Origin of the sequence: Streptomyces sp. NBC_01233 (assembly GCF_035989305.1) — a bacterium.
Taxonomy (GTDB): Bacteria; Actinomycetota; Actinomycetes; order Streptomycetales; family Streptomycetaceae; genus Streptomyces.
Genome location: NZ_CP108514.1, coordinates 319,267 through 334,726, shown reverse-complemented (window position 1 = coordinate 334,726; position 15,460 = coordinate 319,267). Strand labels below are relative to the sequence as shown.

General features: G+C 73.8%; 15 protein-coding genes. 11 read left to right on the top strand and 4 right to left on the bottom strand.

Annotated elements, in window-relative coordinates; translation table 11 throughout:
• Positions 1-13: 13 nt before the first annotated feature.
• Positions 14-868, bottom strand: a complete 855-nt coding sequence (locus tag OG332_RS01680; RefSeq protein ID WP_442816324.1) for an MFS transporter — start codon at positions 866-868, stop codon at positions 14-16.
• Between the two features lie 198 nt (positions 869-1,066).
• On the opposite strand from OG332_RS01680, the gene OG332_RS01675 reads away from it, so the two are divergent.
• From OG332_RS01675 to OG332_RS01665, 3 genes are all read left to right on the top strand, one after another.
• Positions 1,067-1,273: a hypothetical protein gene (locus OG332_RS01675; RefSeq protein WP_327411738.1), complete on the top strand. Its 207-nt coding sequence runs from the start codon at positions 1,067-1,069 to the stop codon at positions 1,271-1,273.
• A gap of 420 nt (positions 1,274-1,693) precedes the next feature.
• Positions 1,694-1,831: a hypothetical protein gene (locus tag OG332_RS01670; RefSeq protein WP_327411737.1), complete on the top strand. Its 138-nt coding sequence runs from the start codon at positions 1,694-1,696 to the stop codon at positions 1,829-1,831.
• A 7-nt stretch (positions 1,832-1,838) separates the two neighbouring features.
• Positions 1,839-2,543, top strand: coding sequence for a ribonuclease H family protein (locus OG332_RS01665; RefSeq protein WP_327411736.1), 705 nt, complete (start codon positions 1,839-1,841; stop codon positions 2,541-2,543).
• Here OG332_RS01665 and OG332_RS01660 read toward each other — a convergent pair.
• Entirely contained in the window at positions 2,540-3,274 is a 735-nt protein-coding gene (locus tag OG332_RS01660) for a beta-glucanase (protein ID WP_327411735.1), read from the bottom strand. The genes OG332_RS01665 and OG332_RS01660 overlap by 4 nt on opposite strands.
• Positions 3,275-3,419: 145 nt before the next feature.
• Here OG332_RS01660 and OG332_RS01655 point away from each other — a divergent pair, with 145 nt between their 5' ends.
• From OG332_RS01655 to OG332_RS01640, 4 genes are all read left to right on the top strand, one after another.
• The gene (locus OG332_RS01655) at positions 3,420-3,827 is read left to right on the top strand and encodes a GNAT family N-acetyltransferase (RefSeq protein ID WP_327411734.1); all 408 of its coding nucleotides are present in this window, start codon (positions 3,420-3,422) and stop codon (positions 3,825-3,827) included.
• Positions 3,828-3,907: 80 nt separating this feature from the next.
• Positions 3,908-4,792, top strand: a complete 885-nt coding sequence (locus tag OG332_RS01650) for a hypothetical protein (RefSeq protein WP_327411733.1) — start codon at positions 3,908-3,910, stop codon at positions 4,790-4,792.
• Positions 4,792-6,963, top strand: coding sequence for a bifunctional serine/threonine-protein kinase/ABC transporter substrate-binding protein (locus tag OG332_RS01645; protein WP_327411732.1), 2,172 nt, complete (start codon positions 4,792-4,794; stop codon positions 6,961-6,963). The genes OG332_RS01650 and OG332_RS01645 overlap by 1 nt, the downstream gene beginning before the upstream one ends.
• A gap of 6 nt (positions 6,964-6,969) precedes the next feature.
• Positions 6,970-9,132 carry a bifunctional serine/threonine-protein kinase/ABC transporter substrate-binding protein gene (locus tag OG332_RS01640; RefSeq protein WP_327411731.1) on the top strand — a complete coding sequence of 721 codons (2,163 nt, stop codon included), beginning with the start codon at positions 6,970-6,972 and terminating at the stop codon, positions 9,130-9,132.
• A 19-nt stretch (positions 9,133-9,151) separates the two neighbouring features.
• Here the strand turns inward: OG332_RS01640 and OG332_RS01635 are convergent, their stop codons facing one another.
• On the bottom strand, positions 9,152-9,772 hold the full coding sequence (locus tag OG332_RS01635; RefSeq protein ID WP_327411730.1) for an L-threonylcarbamoyladenylate synthase: 621 nt from the start codon (positions 9,770-9,772) through the stop codon (positions 9,152-9,154).
• Positions 9,773-9,991: 219 nt separating this feature from the next.
• Between OG332_RS01635 and OG332_RS01630 the strand changes: the two genes are divergently transcribed.
• The 3 genes from OG332_RS01630 (at position 9,992) to OG332_RS01620 (ending at position 13,995) form a co-directional block, all read left to right on the top strand.
• Positions 9,992-12,079 (top strand): SpoIIE family protein phosphatase, encoded by a 2,088-nt coding sequence (locus tag OG332_RS01630; protein ID WP_327411729.1) that lies wholly within the window; start codon positions 9,992-9,994, stop codon positions 12,077-12,079.
• Between the two features lie 88 nt (positions 12,080-12,167).
• On the top strand, positions 12,168-13,412 hold the full coding sequence (locus OG332_RS01625; protein WP_327411728.1) for a serine hydrolase domain-containing protein: 1,245 nt from the start codon (positions 12,168-12,170) through the stop codon (positions 13,410-13,412).
• A 58-nt stretch (positions 13,413-13,470) separates the two neighbouring features.
• The gene (locus tag OG332_RS01620) at positions 13,471-13,995 is read left to right on the top strand and encodes a GNAT family N-acetyltransferase (protein WP_327411727.1); all 525 of its coding nucleotides are present in this window, start codon (positions 13,471-13,473) and stop codon (positions 13,993-13,995) included.
• On the opposite strand, the gene OG332_RS01615 is transcribed toward OG332_RS01620, so the two are convergent.
• The gene (locus OG332_RS01615) at positions 13,992-14,429 is read right to left on the bottom strand and encodes a hypothetical protein (protein WP_327411726.1); all 438 of its coding nucleotides are present in this window, start codon (positions 14,427-14,429) and stop codon (positions 13,992-13,994) included. The two genes, OG332_RS01620 and OG332_RS01615, sit on opposite strands and share 4 nt — an antisense overlap.
• Before the next feature lie 148 nt (positions 14,430-14,577).
• Here OG332_RS01615 and OG332_RS01610 point away from each other — a divergent pair, with 148 nt between their 5' ends.
• Entirely contained in the window at positions 14,578-15,369 is a 792-nt protein-coding gene (locus OG332_RS01610) for a class I SAM-dependent methyltransferase (RefSeq protein ID WP_327411725.1), read from the top strand.
• The last annotated feature ends 91 nt before the right edge of the window (positions 15,370-15,460 follow it).

Here is a 15,460-nt window from a genome sequence, read left to right as displayed (position 1 = left end):
CACGGCTCATGGCTCACCCGAGCCGCGACGCCGCCCGCTGCTTGCTCCGGACCCGCATCACGGCCCCGAGCAGGGCGAGTACGACGGTCGCGACCCCCGAAGCCGCCAGCACCCGACGCGGCCCCATGAGCGCGATGAGGGGCCCGCCGAGCGCGGTGCCCACCGGCCCGGCGGTGAGGAGGGCGGCGCTGCGGGCCGCGAGGACCGTGGTCAGCCATGCGGCCGGCGTGCGGTCCTGGAACAGGGTGTAGGACAGCGCCGTGAACGGTCCGTAGATCACTCCGCCGAGCGTGAAGCATGCGAGCGTGACGGCCGCGGGCGCGCCGAGGCCGAAGGGCACCAGAGTCAGCCCCCAGCCGGCGACGATGGTCAGGGTGACCGGCCAGAGCGGGAACCTGCGCAGGGCGCCCGCCGCCAGCCCGCCCAGCACGGCGCCCGCTCCGAACAGCGCCCAGTACAGGCCGAGAAGACCCGCCCCCGCGTGCAGGTCATCGGTGACGTGCAGGGGCAGCGCGACCTCCGCCGGTCCGTACAGGAAGTTGAAGAACCAGGTCAGGGCGAGGACACCGAGGAGTTCGGGCTGCTTGCGCAACAAGTGCAGCCCTGCGGCCGACCGGTCGGCGTCGACGGGCGCGCTCCCCTGCTCGCCGGCCTGCCCCGCCTCGCCGGACGCGCCCCGCACCCGGCTCACCTGGGCGGCGAGCACGGCGAACGACAACGCGTCCAGACCGATGAGCCAGGCAGGGCTGATCGCCGCCGCCAGGAATCCGGCGAGCGCGGGACCGATGACGATCGAGGCCGAGGTGCTGGAACTCACCAGCGCGTTGGCGGCCAGCCGCTGCTCCGGCGGCAGCAGCCCCGCGAGCAGCGAGTACTTTCACGGCCGCCGGGCCCGGCTCCTGAGCCGGTGGCCGTGAGCCTGCCGGTGCGGCCTCGGCCTCCCGACGCAATGCAAGGCTCGTCACCCATGACGACCGCTTCGCGCAGCACGGCAGTGGGGCGCGCTTCGACTGGGGCCCCGGCGGGAGGGGGGAGGCCGGGGCCGCCTGGGACCCTCTCGCCCCTGGTGGACCGCACGGCGTACCGCATGGTGCAGGAGTCGCCGACCAACGCCATCAGTCACGCCCCCGGCGCCGCGGTCCGGATCCGCATCGTCCACCAGGGCGCCCGCACCGAGGTACGGGTGGCCAACTCGGCTCCGCCGGCGGGCCCGTCGCCCGTCCCCGTACCCGCCCCCCCGCCGGCGCGCGGGCCTGCGGCCACCGCGGGCTGACCGGCCTGAGCGAACGGGTCCGGCTGATCGGCGGAACGCTGCACGCCGCGCCCCGCCGGGGCGGCTGCGTGGTCCTCGCCACCCTGCCGGACCAGGTGGGCCCCGGCGGCCGGGAAGCGCCGAAGGGCTCCTGGACGACACCGGTACCGGTTCGGAGTCGGCGCGCCGCCTCGCCGCCGCCCGGCGCAGCACCCGGCGCCGGTTCGCCGTTGCCGTCGCGGCCCCGGCCGGACTCGGTCTGCTCCTCCTCGGCTCCGCCGCGTACCTGGCCCACCGGCTGACCGCCTTCGTGCTGCGCCCCGCGGACTTCGCGGCCCTCCGGCCCGGCCAGGAGCGGACCGAGCGCGCGCGCCTCCTCCCGACCGCGAGTTCCGGGACGTACCGGACGCCGCGAAGGCGCTGCCCGCACCCCCCGGCACGGTGTGCGCCTACTACTGCTCGAACGGCATCCTCCTGGACCAGGCCGACGTCTACCGGCTCTGCTCCTCGGGCTCCCGCCTGACGGCCAGGGACGTGCTCCCGAGCCGACCGCTCACCACCTCGGCGGATGAGGCATGATCGGGGGATGTCTGATCGCATCATTGCCGCCTGTGACGGAGCGGCGAAAGGTAATCCCGGGCCGGCCGGATGGGGCTGGGTCATCGCCGACTCCCAGGGACGCCCCGAGCGTTGGGAGGCCGGGCCGCTGGGCCGCGCCACCAACAACATCGGCGAGCTGACCGCCCTCCAGCGGCTGCTCGAGGCGCTCGCCCCCGGGACGTCCGTCGAGGTGCGGATGGACTCCCAGTACGCGATGAAGGCGGTGACGCAGTGGCTGCCCGGCTGGAAGCGCAACGGGTGGAAGACCGCCTCCGGCCAGCCGGTCGCCAACCGCGGACTCGTCGAGCAGATCGACCTGCTGCTGGCCGATCGTGACGTGACGTTCGTCTACGTCCCGGCGCACCGCGAGGACGGCGACCTCCTGAACGCGATCGCCGACCAGGCCGCCAGCGACGCGGCCCGGACGCAGGAAGCCGCCGGCACCGCGCTGGGAAACCCGGACCTGCCGGTACCGGCCCCGGCCGCGCCCGCGCGTCAGAAGACGGCCCCGGCGAGGAAGCGGACGGCCGAAGGAGCCGCGCCGGGCCGCGCACCCCGGGCCATCAAGGCGAAGTTCCCCGGCAGCTGCCCCTGCGGGAAGCCCTACGCCGTCGGTGACACGATCGCCAAGAACGGCAGCCGCTGGGGCCACGAGAGCTGCGCCGCCTCCGCATCCGCCCCCGCTTCCTAAGGCCGGTGGACGCGCAGGTACGCGACCTCGTACGACATCTCTGACACGTCCGCGTCGGGCGCCGGGTGGTAGCGCCCGGCGCAGACGGAGAGGTTGACGATGAGGTACGCCCTCCAGTTGCGCCCCACTCCGCGCCGGTCGGCGAACACCCGCGTGCCGTTGACCCACCACACGACCGAGCGCGCCCCGAACTCGACCTTCAGGTCCACCCAGCCGCCGGGGCCGACCGCGGGGTCCCGGTGGTAGCGCGAGCCGCCCTTGACGTGGTTGGAGAGCTCCAGCAGGTCGGGGTTGTCCGGGTGGTACTCGAAGGCGTCGACCTCGTTGCCCCCGTCCCGCCAGGTCCAGATCGCCGGCCAGGCGCCGGCCTCGACGGGCAGCCGCACGCGGGACTCCAGCACGTCCCCGGCCCGCACCATGAACCCCTCGTCGCTGCCCTCGGTGGTCAGCAGGCCCGCGTTCCAGTTGCCGTCCGGGCGGCGGACGGCCCGGAAGGTGCCGGTGCGGCTGTAGGACGGGTCCTCCACCAGGTGGTCGAGCTTGTTGTCCCCGGGGTTGGTGGGGCCGCCGCGCGGATAGGCCCAGGAGCGGCCGGCGACCCACTGGGAGGCCGACCCGAAATCCGCGGTGAAGAGCGGGGCCCCGCCGCTCGCCGGGCCGGTGCCACGGGCCGTGGTGCCGGTGAATCGTTCCGGGAGCCGTCGGAGCCAAGCGAGAACGTGAGTGAGCACGGCGCTCCTTCCGTTGACGGACGCTCCCTCATCCTGCCCAGCTCGCGCGCCCCACATACCGGTCCACCGGTTTGTGTTGCACCTCTCCCCGCATGTAATAATCAATGCTGGCCAGTGACTATTACATGCGGGGAGTTGTGGCGGTATGTGGACCTGTGAACGTGTCGTCGGTGCAGACCTGGACGTCGAGGAGGTCATCGGCCTCTACCGAGCCTCCACCCTCGCCGAGCGTCGTCCGGTCGCCGATGTGGTGCGGTTCGCCCGGATGCTGGCCGGCGCCAACCTCGTCGTCCTCGCCCGCGCCGACGACGGGAGCCTCATCGGCATCGCCCGCTCGATCACCGACGGCGCGTACTCGACCTACCTCAGCGACCTGGCCGTCGACGTCGCCTACCAGGGCAAGGGCGTTGGCCGCGACCTCATCCGCGTCACCCAGGAGGCGGCGCCCGAGGCGAAGGTGGTCCTGCTCTCCGCCCCGGCCGCGGTCGGCTACTACCCGCACATCGGCTTCACCCGCCACGAGTCCGCGTGGACCCTCGGCACGCGGCGCTGAGCCGGCTGCCCGGATCACCCCCCAACACCGCTTTCCCATAGCTCAGTTGCGCGCGGCTGTAGCGGGGTACGATCCGTGCCGTGGGGGGACCGGAGACACGCAGACGGCGCTCTGCGCTGCACGCCTACGGGTGCGCGGCAGCGGGCTTGTTCCTACTCGTCGGGTGTACGGCCGACGGCACGGCGAAGGGCGGTGCGGCGACGAGTGACGCGGCGAGCCGCACCCCGGCCGCGTCGTCGCCCGCCCCGGGCGGCCCGGCTCCGGGCGGCTCCGGCGCGAGCACGCCGGCCGCCTCGCCCAGCAGTTCCGGCTTCCCCCTCGTGCCTCCGCTGGACGAGTCGAAACAGCCGAAGACGGTCGCCGAGGCCCGCGACCTGCTCGGCCGGATCGTCATCACCGAGGCGGCCTTCGGCCCCGAAGTCGTGCGCAGCACCCCGTTCGAGAGCGATCCGGGCCGCTGGCCCGTCCTCGACGAGGACTGCGTCTGGCAGACCGCGGGCCTGCCGGACGACGTACTCGCCACGAGCACCCGCTCCTTCCAGATTCCGGCCAAGGGCGGCCGTGGCCGCCTGCAGCTCAACGCCACGGTCACCATCCACCACAACCGCCAGGAATCCGGCTGGGAGACCGCCCGCGCCATGGAAGAGGTCCTGCGCTGCCCGGCCCAGAAGCTGCGGGAGGGGGAGGAGCTCAAGAACCTGTGGGGCGGCTCCCTCTACCTCGGTGAACAGATGAACGGCTGGACCGAGGACGCCTTCAGCGAGTCCGGCGAGTACGTCAGCACGAAGTACGGCGGGCCCCACCACTACCGATGGCACCAGGCCCAGTTCGGACCGGTCACCGTGGCCGTCTCCGGCAAGAGCGCGGCGGGCTACACCGACGAGGACATGGTCGCGTTCGTCGTCCAGGGCACCAGCCGGCTGATGATTCAGGCCAAGCAGGAGCTCGGAAAGGCGGCGGGCTGATGGAGCGGCTCCATCCCTCGGACCCCTCCCGGATCGCCGGGTACCGCCTCCTCGGCCGGCTCGGCGCCGGCGGCATGGGCGTGGTCTACCTCGGCCGCACCGACGACGGGGCGCTCGCCGCGGTCAAGGTGATCCGCGCAGAGTACGCCGACGAGGCGGACTTCCGGGCCCGCTTCCGCCGCGAGGCCGAGATCGCCGCGGAGGTCGACAGCCCGTGGGCCGTCCGGATCACCGGCGCCGACCCGGACGCGCCCGAACCGTGGCTGGCCACCGCCTTCGTCGCCGGCCCCTCCCTGGCCGAGGCCGTCGCGGCCCACGGCCCGCTCCCGCTGCGCGCCGTACGGATCCTCGGCAAGGCCTTGGCCAAGGCACTCGGGGGGATGCACGCACAGGGCCTCGTACACCGGGACGTCAAACCCGGCAACGTACTGCTCGGCATGGACCGGCCCCGGCTCATCGACTTCGGCATCGCGCGCGGCGGCGAGCACACCGCCCTGACCTCCGCCGACGCGGTCCTCGGCACTCCCGGCTTCCTCCCGCCCGAGCAGGCCGAGGGCCGCCCCGCCGAACCGGCCGGCGACGTCTTCTCGCTCGGCTGCCTCCTCGCCTACGCCGCCACCGGCCGCCTGCCCTTCGGCACCGGAACCGTGGACGCGGTGCTCTACCGGACCGTCCACGACGAGCCCGAGTTCGGCCCGGAGGTCCTCGCCGACCCCGAACTCACCGCGCTCCTGCGGACCTGCGTCGCCAAGCACCCCGACATCCGCCCCACCGCGGACGAGGTGGAGGCGGGGCTGACCGAGGACACCCCGGGTGAGGGCACCGACTGGCTGCCCGACCCGGTCGTCGCGACCATCGCCGAGCGCGCCGCCGCGCTGCTCGCGCTGCCCGGCATCGACGAGACCGTGGCCGACCCGGACGCCGCTCCCGCGCCCGGCACGGCCGCACCCTCCCGCAGGCGTTTCCTCGCCCTCGCCTCCGGCGGCGCCGTGCTCGCGGCCGGCGGCGGCCTGGCCGCCTGGCTGGCGCTGCGCGAGCGGGACGAGCCCGGGACCGCGGACGCGGATGCCCCCCGGCCATGGGTGATCGGTCTGCACGCCGACCTCTCCGGCCCGCAGAAGGCCGCCGGACAGGCCCAGGAACGCGGAGTGCGGCTGGCCGTCGACGCGTTCAACTCCCGCAAGGACAAGCCGTTCACGCTCACCGTCGCCACTGCCGACGACGCCGGAAGGGCCGACCGCTCGGCGGCCGCCGCCACCGGACTCATCGCCAACCGCGACCTGTTCGCGGTGATCGGCCCCACCGGCAACGACTCCGTGATCCCGTGCCTCGAACTCTACGGCGAGAGCTCCGTACCCCTGGTGACCGTGTCCGCCCTGGCGACCACCTTCAGCGTCACCGACCGGCGCAGCTTCTTCCAGAGCTGCCCGATCTCCTCGGCCCAGGCCGCCGCGGTCAACCTTCAACTGGCCGGAAAGCAGGGCGTCCGGAAGATGGGCATCCTCAGCGACCGCGACGGCGACACGGACACCTGGCAGGCGGCCCTGCTGGTGGGCCGCACCATCGCCTCCTTCGCTCCCGAGGCCACCTTCTACGTGCGCGTCGTCCCGCGCGGCACCCAGGACCTGGCCCCGGTGGTCACCGACATGCTCGCCCACGGCGTCGACGGCTTCTTCTACACGGGCACCCCGGCCGGTGGGGCCAAGGCGGCCGCACTGCTGGCGGCCGCCGGCTTCAAGGGGCCCCGCGCCGCCGACTACACCATCGCCGGCCCGGAGTTCCTCGCGGCCGCAGGGCCGGCAGCCGAAGGCTGGCAGTTCTGCACGCCGTACACCGGCCCCGAAGCCCCCGAGGTCGCGGAGGTGGCCCGCGCGCACCAGGCGGCGTACCGGTCGGCGCCCGCGATCTGGACCGCGGAGGCCTTCGACGCGACCCGCCTGGTCATCGATGGGCTCGTCGCCGCCGCGGCGGGCGGCAGCCGCCCGAACCGCGCCGACCTGCTGACCGCGCTCACCCAGGGCACCTTCCGCGGCCTGACCAAGGAGTTCGCCTTCGACGAGCGCCGTCAGGTCAAGGGCAACATCTACTTCCTGCACAAGGTGGAGGGCGGCAGCATCCGCTACGTGGGCCCGGCCATGGAGCCCGCGCCCACCGCGTCCCCGGCGGGATAGCGGCGGATGCGCCCCCTCACCCCGGCCGATCCGGCCGCGATCGGCGGCAACCGGCTGCTGGGGCGCCTCGGTTCGGGCGGCATGGGCACGGTGTACCTCGCCCGCTCCGCCGCGGGCACCTTGGTGGCGGTCAAGGTCATCCGCGCCGACCACGCCTCCAACCCGGACTTCCGCCTCCGCTTCCGTCGCGAGGTGGAGGCCGCCGGGCAGCTGACCGGGCGCTGGGTGGTCCCGGTGGTCGCCGCCGACGCGGAGGCCCGCGAGCCGTGGCTCGCCACCCCGTTCGTCCCCGGACCCGCCCTGTCCGAGGCGGTGGGAGGGTACGGTCCGCTGCCCGTCCGGGCCGTAAGGACCCTGGGCGCGCGGCTCGCCGAGGCGCTCGCGCAGGTGCACGCCGCCGGGCTGGTCCACCGGGACGTCAAACCGGGCAACATCCTCCTCGCCCCGGACGGGCCCCGGCTGATCGACTTCGGTATCGCACGCGCCGAGGGGGCCGCCACGCTGACGGCCGTGGACGCCGTCATCGGCACGCCCGGCTACCTGGCGCCGGAACAGGCCCGGACGGACGGCGCCGCGGCGGGCGCCCCGAGCGATGTGTTCTCCCTCGGCTGCGTCCTGGCGTACGCGGCGACCGGGCACGGGCCGTTCGGCGGCGGGCACGCGGCCGCCGTGGTCTACCGTACGGTCCACGACGAGCCCGAACTCACCGGTCTTCCCGCGGAGTTGCTCGAACCGGTACTGGCCTGCCTGGCGAAGGACCCGGCCGCCCGGCCGACCCCGGCCCAGCTGAGCGCCGTACTCGGCGACGACCGCTCCGGCGACGACCCTTCCGGGGCGCACGCCGAGGACTGGCTGCCGCCCGCGCTGTCCCGCCTCATAGCCGAACGGTCCACCAGGGCCCTGGACCTGCCCGCCCCGGAGCCGACCCGCATCGACGCGCCGCAGACGCCGGCAAGGGGCCTCACGCGCAGGCGGCTGCTCGCGGCCGGCGCGGGCCTGGCCGCCGTCGGCGCGCCCACCGCCTGGTTCGCCACCCGCCGGCGGGCCCGTGGCACGACCACGACGCCCGCCCGCGAACTCGCCACCCTCACCTTTGCCCTCCAGGCCGACCTGACCGGACCCGGGAAGGAGACCGGCCAGGCCCACGAGCGCGGCATGAAACTGGCCGTGGAGCGGCACAACAGCCGCAAGGACGCCGCGTTCCGGCTGGTCCTGCGCGTCGCCGACGACGGCGGGGACGCAACGCGCGCCGCGCAAGTGGTCAAGGAGCTGGCCGCCGACCCCGCGGTGGTCGCACTCACCGGCCCCACCTGGGACGCGGCCGTGCCCGAGTTGGCCACCGCGTGCGGCACGGCCGATCTGGCCCTGCTGCTGGTGTCGGTCGACAGCCCCGAGACCGCCCTGTCCCAGCCGGCATGGCGCACCGTGTGCGCCACCCGCCCGGCCGGCGACCAGTTCGCCCTCCCGGTGATCGACTACCTCAGCCGCGTACGGCCCGTCCGCCGCACGGGCCTGGTGGAGGACGCCGAAGGCGGGGAACCCACGTGGCCGCTCGTGCGTACCCTGCAGCAGTCCCCGCCCTCGGGTGGCACCGTCAGCGTCCACCGGATTCCGGTGGGCAGCTCCGACTTCGCGGGCGCCGCACGCGCGCTGACCGAGGCGAGGGCCGAGGCCGTCGTCTTCGCCGGGACCTCACCGCAGCGCGCGGCCGGGATGGCCCGTGCCTTGGCCGACGCCGGATTCCAAGGCCCGCGGATGGGCCTCCAGCACATCATGGAGCCCGCCTTCCTCGCGGACGCCGGTCCGGCGGCCGAGGGCTGGCTGTTCGGCACCTTCTTCACCGACCCCCAGGCCGTGCCCGCAGCCGCCGAGTTCGTCGCCGCCCACCGCGCCGCGTACGGGCAGCCGCCCGCCCGATGGGCCACCGAGGCGTACGACGCCGTGGGCCTGCTGGCCGCGGCCCTGACCGGCCTGGGCGAGGAGGGGCGGGACCGTGCGGGCGTGACCCGCCGGGTCTTCCGGACGGCCCACGAGGGCCTGGCCAAGCAGCTGGCCTTCGACGCCAACACACACGTGCTGACCCGGGGCCGTACCGCCCACCTCTACCAGGCCGAATCCGGCAGGTACCGGTACCTCGGCCTCCACGCGGACGTGCGCCCCTCCTCGTGAGCGCCCGGCCCCGGCGCGGCTACTCGAACCGTGCCGTGTCGCCGGCGCCCCGCCGCACGATCTCGGCCTCGCCGCCGGAGAAGTCGATGACCGTGGTCGGCTCGGTGCCGCAGTCGCCCGAGTCCAGCACGGCGTCCACCTCGTGGTCGAGCCGCTCCTTGATCTCCCAGCCCTGCGTCATCGGCTCGTCCTCGTCGGGCAGCAGCAGGGTGCTGGAGAGCAGCGGCTCACCGAGCTCGTCGAGCAGGGCCTGCGTGACGACGTGGTCGGGAATCCGGACTCCGACCGTCTTCTTCTTCGGGTGCAGCAGCTGGCGCGGCACCTCCGACGTCGCGGGGAGGATGAAGGTGTAACTGCCGGGTGTCGCCGCCTTGATCGCGCGGAACACGTCGTTGTCGATCTGGACGAACCGGCCCATCTGCGCGAAGTTCTGGCACACCAGGGTGAAGTGGTGACGGTCGTCGAGGTTCCGGATCGACCGGATCCGGCTGATGCCGTCACGGTTGCCGAGCTGGCATCCCAGCGCGAAGCAGGAGTCTGTCGGGTACGCGATGAGCGCGCCGGAGCGGATGATGTCGGCCACGTTGCCGATCGTGCGACGCTGAGGATTCTCGGGGTGCACGTCGAAGTATTTCGCCATCCGCCGAGCCTACGCGGTCCGGGCGCCGGCGCCCGGACCGCGGTGAATCGCAGATGCGCCCGCTGAGTGAACCGATCCGGTCAGCTGACCGCCACCCGGAAGGGCGGCGCTCCGGACGCTGCCGGGAGGGTTCCGGGGCACGATGAGAGGTAGCCGTGCGCCCCGGGCCGCCGCTGGGCGGGTGGGCGGCGGGCCGAGGGCCGGAAGGGAGCGTCCCCGATGGGTTCGATCGACGGGTTGGGGGCCGGTGGGACCGGGCGGGCCGAGGTCGGGGTCGCCCCGCCCAGCGGGCTGCTCGACGTCCTGAACGTCGCGGCGGTCGTCCTCGACGCCGAAGGACGGGTCGCCCTGTGGAGCCCCCAGGCCGAGCAGCTGTTCGGCTGGTCGGCCGAGGAGGCGCTCGGCCGCCCTGCCGCCCAGCTGCTGGCCTCCAAGGAGCACGTCGGTCTGGTCACCGAGCTCTTCGCACGCGTCATGGGCGGCGCGGGGGACTGGGCAGGTGCCTTCCCGGTGCACCACAAGGACGGCGGCACGCGTCTGGTGGAATTCCGCAACATGCGGCTGCTCGACGAGCACGGCGAGCCGTACGCCCTCGGCATCGCGACGGACCGTACACGGCTGCGGCAGCTGGAGCGGGACCTCGCCCTCTCCGCGCGCCTGGTGGCCCAGTCCCCGATCGGGCTCGCGGTCCTGGACACGGAGCTGCGCTATGTCCTGGTCAACCCGACCCTGGAGCGGATCAACGGGCTGCCCGCCGCCCAGCACATCGGCCGGGGCGTCCGCGAAGCCCTGTCCTTCCTCGACGACGCGGAGGCCGCCGAGTCGGCCATGCGCCAGGTCCTGGCGACCGGTACCCCGCTGCTCGAACAGTTCACGGCCGGCCGGACCCACGGCGGGGAGCGCACCGAACACGCCTGGTCGGTGTCGTACTACAGGCTGGAGGACGCCACCGGACGGGTCCTCGGCCTGGCCACTTCCGTGGTGGACGTCACCCAGAGTCACCAGGCGGCCCTGGAGATCGCCCGCAGCCGCCGGCGCCTCGCCCTGATCGCGGACGCCACCGTCCGCATCGGCACCACCCTCGACCTGGACCAGACCGCCCGCGAGCTCGCCGACGTCGTCGTGCCCGAGCTCGCCGACATCGCCGCCGTCGACATCCTCGACTCCGTCCTCGAAGGCCGGCCGACCCTGCGGTCGTCCGCCCACGAGTCCGCCGTGTTCCGTGCCCTGGCCGTCGCGTCCGCCTTCCCCAGCGAGGCCGTCCGCGCCGCGGACCCGCCGGGCGACATCGCCGCGTACGCCGCGGACCGGCTGGTCACCCAGTCCGTGACGACCGGCCACCCGGTGCTGGTGGCCCACGTGCACGCCCAGGACATCTCGCGCATCGCCCGCGACAGCACCGCCGCCACCCTCCTGACCCGCGCCGGCCTGCGCTCGTACCTGGCCGTGCCGCTCATCGCCCGCGGTGAGGTCCTCGGCGCCCTCGACCTCAAGCGCACCCGCAACCCGCTGCCCTTCAACGACGACGACATCGTGCTGGCCGGCGAACTGGCGGCCCGCGCCGCCGTGTGCATCGACAACGCCCGCTGGTACCGCAACGCACACCACACCGCGCTCGCCCTCCAGCACCACCTCCTCCCGCACCACCCACCGCCCACACCCGGCCTGGAAGTCGCCTCCCGGTACCGGCCCGCCGCCGCCAGCAGCGAGATCGGCGGCGACTGGTTCGACGCCATCGCCGGCGCGGACGACACCACCGTCCTCGTGATCGGCGACGTCATGGGCAGCGGCATCAACGCCGCCGCCAGCATGGGACAACTGCGCACCGCGACCCGCACCCTCGCCGAACTCGCCCTCGACCCGCCCCAGGTGCTCCAACAGCTCGACCGCACCACCGCCGCCCTCGAAGAGACCATCGCCACCTGCGTCTACGTCGTCTACGACCCGCACCGGGCCCAGTGCCGCGTGGCCGTCGCCGGACACCTGCCGCCCGTCCTCATCCGCGCCGGCCGCACCCCGGAACTCCTCGACCTGCCCACCGGCGCACCCCTGGGCGTGGGCGGCATCCCCTTCGAGGCCACCACCGTGGCCATGGAGCCCGGCGACCAACTCGTCCTCTACACCGACGGCCTGGTCGAGACCCGCGACCAGCCCATCGACGAACGCCTCGACCTCCTCCTGGCCCTGCTCGCCGACACCGGCCGCCCGCTGGAGGAGACCTGTGACCGGCTCCTGGACTCCCTGCGCCGGCCGGACGACCACGACGACGTCGCCCTGGTCATCGCCCGCGCGAGGCCCCTGCAGTAGCGGACCGCTCGCCTCGCGGCACGGCCGCCACGAGCCTAGGCTGATCGTGATTGCTGTGCCCTGACCCCCGTACGGCAGGAGGCCTGTGGTGACTCCGACGCACATACGGTTCCGCCGGGCCTGCGTGGCCGCCGCCGCAGCGGGCCTGCTCGTCGCCCCGGCCGTCGCGGGCTCCGCGTACGGCACGCCCGCTCCGATCCGGTCCGTCCCCGCCGCCCCCACCCCGGACGCCGAGGGCGGCTTCCCGGAGCTCACCCCCGCCGTCGCGGCCCAACTCGACGCCGCCGTGCGCAAGGTCATGGACGAGGCCCGGGTGCCGGGCGTGATCGTGGGGCTGTGGGCACCCGGCAAGGGCAGTTACGTGAAGGCCTTCGGCGTGGCGGACAAGGCGACCGGCGCACCCATGCGGACCGACTTCAACACCCGCATCGGCAGCCAGACCAAGACGTTCACGGTCACCGCCCTCCTCCAGCTGGTCGACCAGGGCAAGGTCGGCCTGGACGACCCGATCGGCGACTACATCGACGGCGTACCGAACGGGGACCGCATCACCCTGCGCGAGCTGGCCGGCATGCGCAGCGGGCTCTTCAACTACAGCGAGGACGCGGACTTCGACAAGGCGTTCACCACCGACCCCGATCGCCGCTTCTCGCCACAGCAGTTGCTGGACTACTCCTTCAAGCACCCGGTCCAGTTCGAGCCGAACGCACAGTTCCAGTACTCCAACACCAACCTGATCCTGCTCGGTCTGCTGATCGAGAAGGTCACCGGCAGGCCGCTCGAGGACGTCATCGACCGGGACGTCGTGGAGCCGGCCGGACTGCGCCGCACGTTCTTCCCGACCGGCGCGGAGTTCCCCGCACCGCACGCGCAGGGCTACACGAACCAGACGGCCTCCGGCAAGGTCGAGGTCTCGACCGACTGGGACCCGTCCTGGGCCTGGGCCGCGGGCGCGATGATCTCCGACCTCCAGAACCTGCGCAGCTGGGCACGGACCCTCGCCACGGGCACGCTGCTGACGCCCGCGACACAGGCCCAGCGCCTGAAGACCACCTCGGTCGGCATTCCCGGCGCCGGCTACGGGCTGGGCCTCTTCAACGTCCAGGGCTGGATCGGTCACAACGGCTCGCTCCCCGGCTACGAGAGCCTGGGCGTCTACCTGCCGCAGGAGCAGGCGACCCTGGTCGTCATCCTCAACACCGACATCCTGCACGACGGCCAGGAGCCCAGCACCCTCTTCGGCGAGGCGATCACCAGCATCGTGACGCCGGACCACGTGTACCCCGGCCATAAGCCGCCGGCATCCAAGCCGCCCGCATCCCCGTCCAGCTGAGGTTCGCCCCCGGCAGCACCGGACCGGGTCGGATGATCCGACTGTTATGGTCCGAGGTATGCCAGAGCTCATCACCCCCACCCCGCGCCTGCACAGCTCCTGGCTCGCCGCTCAGCTGGAAGCGGGCCCCGACGCCCACACGGACGGCGCCGGGCTCGGCTCCGACGACGAGGTGGACAGCCCGGAGGGCTTCGCGGCCTGGGTGGACCGGCTGCACCGGTACGCGGACCGCACGCTGCCGGTCGAGCACGGCCGTGTGCACGCCACGTACTGGTGGATCGCCGAGGGCGACACCTATCTCGGCGCCATAGACCTGCGCCACTACCTGAACGGCTTCCTGCTCGACGCGGGCGGCCACATCGGCTACAGCGTCCGCCCCTCGGCCCGCCGCCGAGGACTGGCCACCTGGGCCCTCGCGGCCGTCCGGCACGAGGCCCGCCTGCTGGGGATGGACCGGGTACTGCTGACGTGCGACCCCGGCAACGAGGCGTCGATCCGCACGATCGAGGCCAACGGCGGTGTGCTGGAAGACGTCCGCGACACCCTCATCGGCCCCAAGCGGCGCTACTGGATCAGCCTCTAGCGGCCCGCCGCCGCCTCCGTGAGCAGGCCGCGGAGGATCTCCAGGTCGGTCTCCGGGGTCCGGCGCAGGCGGCCCCGGCCGTCGGCGGCGAGGTCGGCCGGGCGGACGACCACGAGCCGCAGGCCGTGGGCCGGGATCTGCGCGTCGCGGTAGCCGTCGTAGCGGGCGCGCTGCTCGCCGCGGTGGACTCCGCTGACCGTCATCCTGTGGGGCTTGTCGAAGAACGGGGTCGGCTCGTCGTGCTGGCGCTCCCGGTACTCCAGCACCAGCCGGTGGCCGGGCCAGTACGCGTCGACCGGCAGCCTGGCCCGCCGACCGCCCGCCCCGGGATCGCCGAGCAGCCAGTCGAACCTGTGCTGGGTGAGGGCCGTCGCGCCCAGGACCCGGTTGCACAGGTCGACCACGTACGCCTCGTCGCTGTCGTCTCGGCTCATGGGGAGGATGCTGCCACGGCGCGTCCCGGCCCGAACGCGCTTCGGCGGGAAGCCGGGGAAACCGGGGAAGCCGGAGGCGGGAAGGCGGTGAGCCGGGACGTCGTGTCGTAACACTGCCGCGCGGTGGCGATGGGTCGATAGTGGGGCTGTGAGCGACTGGTCGGAGGGACCCGGGCAGAGCGGCGCCGCAGAGGGCGCCGCCTGGTCCGGACGTGACGGCGCGCGGGCATTCGCGGCGGTGGAGCCGGCCACGGACTGGCTGCTCGGGTACCCGTTCGTCTTCCGGGCCCTGTCCCGCCGGATCGGCCCCGGCGCGGTCCTGGTGGACTACGGATGCGGGCCGGGCAAGGTGGCCGACCGCGCGGCCCGGCAGCTGGGGGCGCGGGTCATCGGGGTGGACACCTCCCCGGAGATGCTGGCGCTCGCCCGCGCCTCGGCGACCGCGGTTTCGGAGTACCACCTCGTGGAGGACGGCCGGGTGGCCGGCCTCGCGGACGGCTGTGCGGACGCGGTCATGTGCAACCACGTGCTCGCGTCGCTGCCGACCGAGGACGAGGTGCTCGACGTGTTCACCGAGATCCGCCGCCTGCTGCGGCCGGACGCCCCCTTCGTGCTGCTGACCACCGACCCCGCCTGCAACGGCACGGAGTACGCCTCGCTGCGGATCGGCGAACCGGGCGAGGTCTACGGGCCGGGTGACGAGCTGACGGTACGGCTGCGGCGCACGGACGGATCCTGGCAGGAGATGCGCAACCACGCGTGGCCCGTCGGCTACTACCAGGGCCTGCTGGAGCGCGCCGGCTTCCGGGACGTCGTCCAGCACCGGCCCACCGTGGACGAGGCGCTCACCGTCGCCGACCCGGACCTCGCGGCCGGCCGGGCGTGGCCGGCGGAACGGGAGAGGCCGCCCCTGGTGATCACCAGTGCGCTGGCAGCCTGAGCGGACGGACGGCCCGTGGACGAGAGGCGAGTCATGAGGGTCACCGACCGCGGGCCCGCGGGCCCGCGCACTGGACGCAGCGACCCGCCAG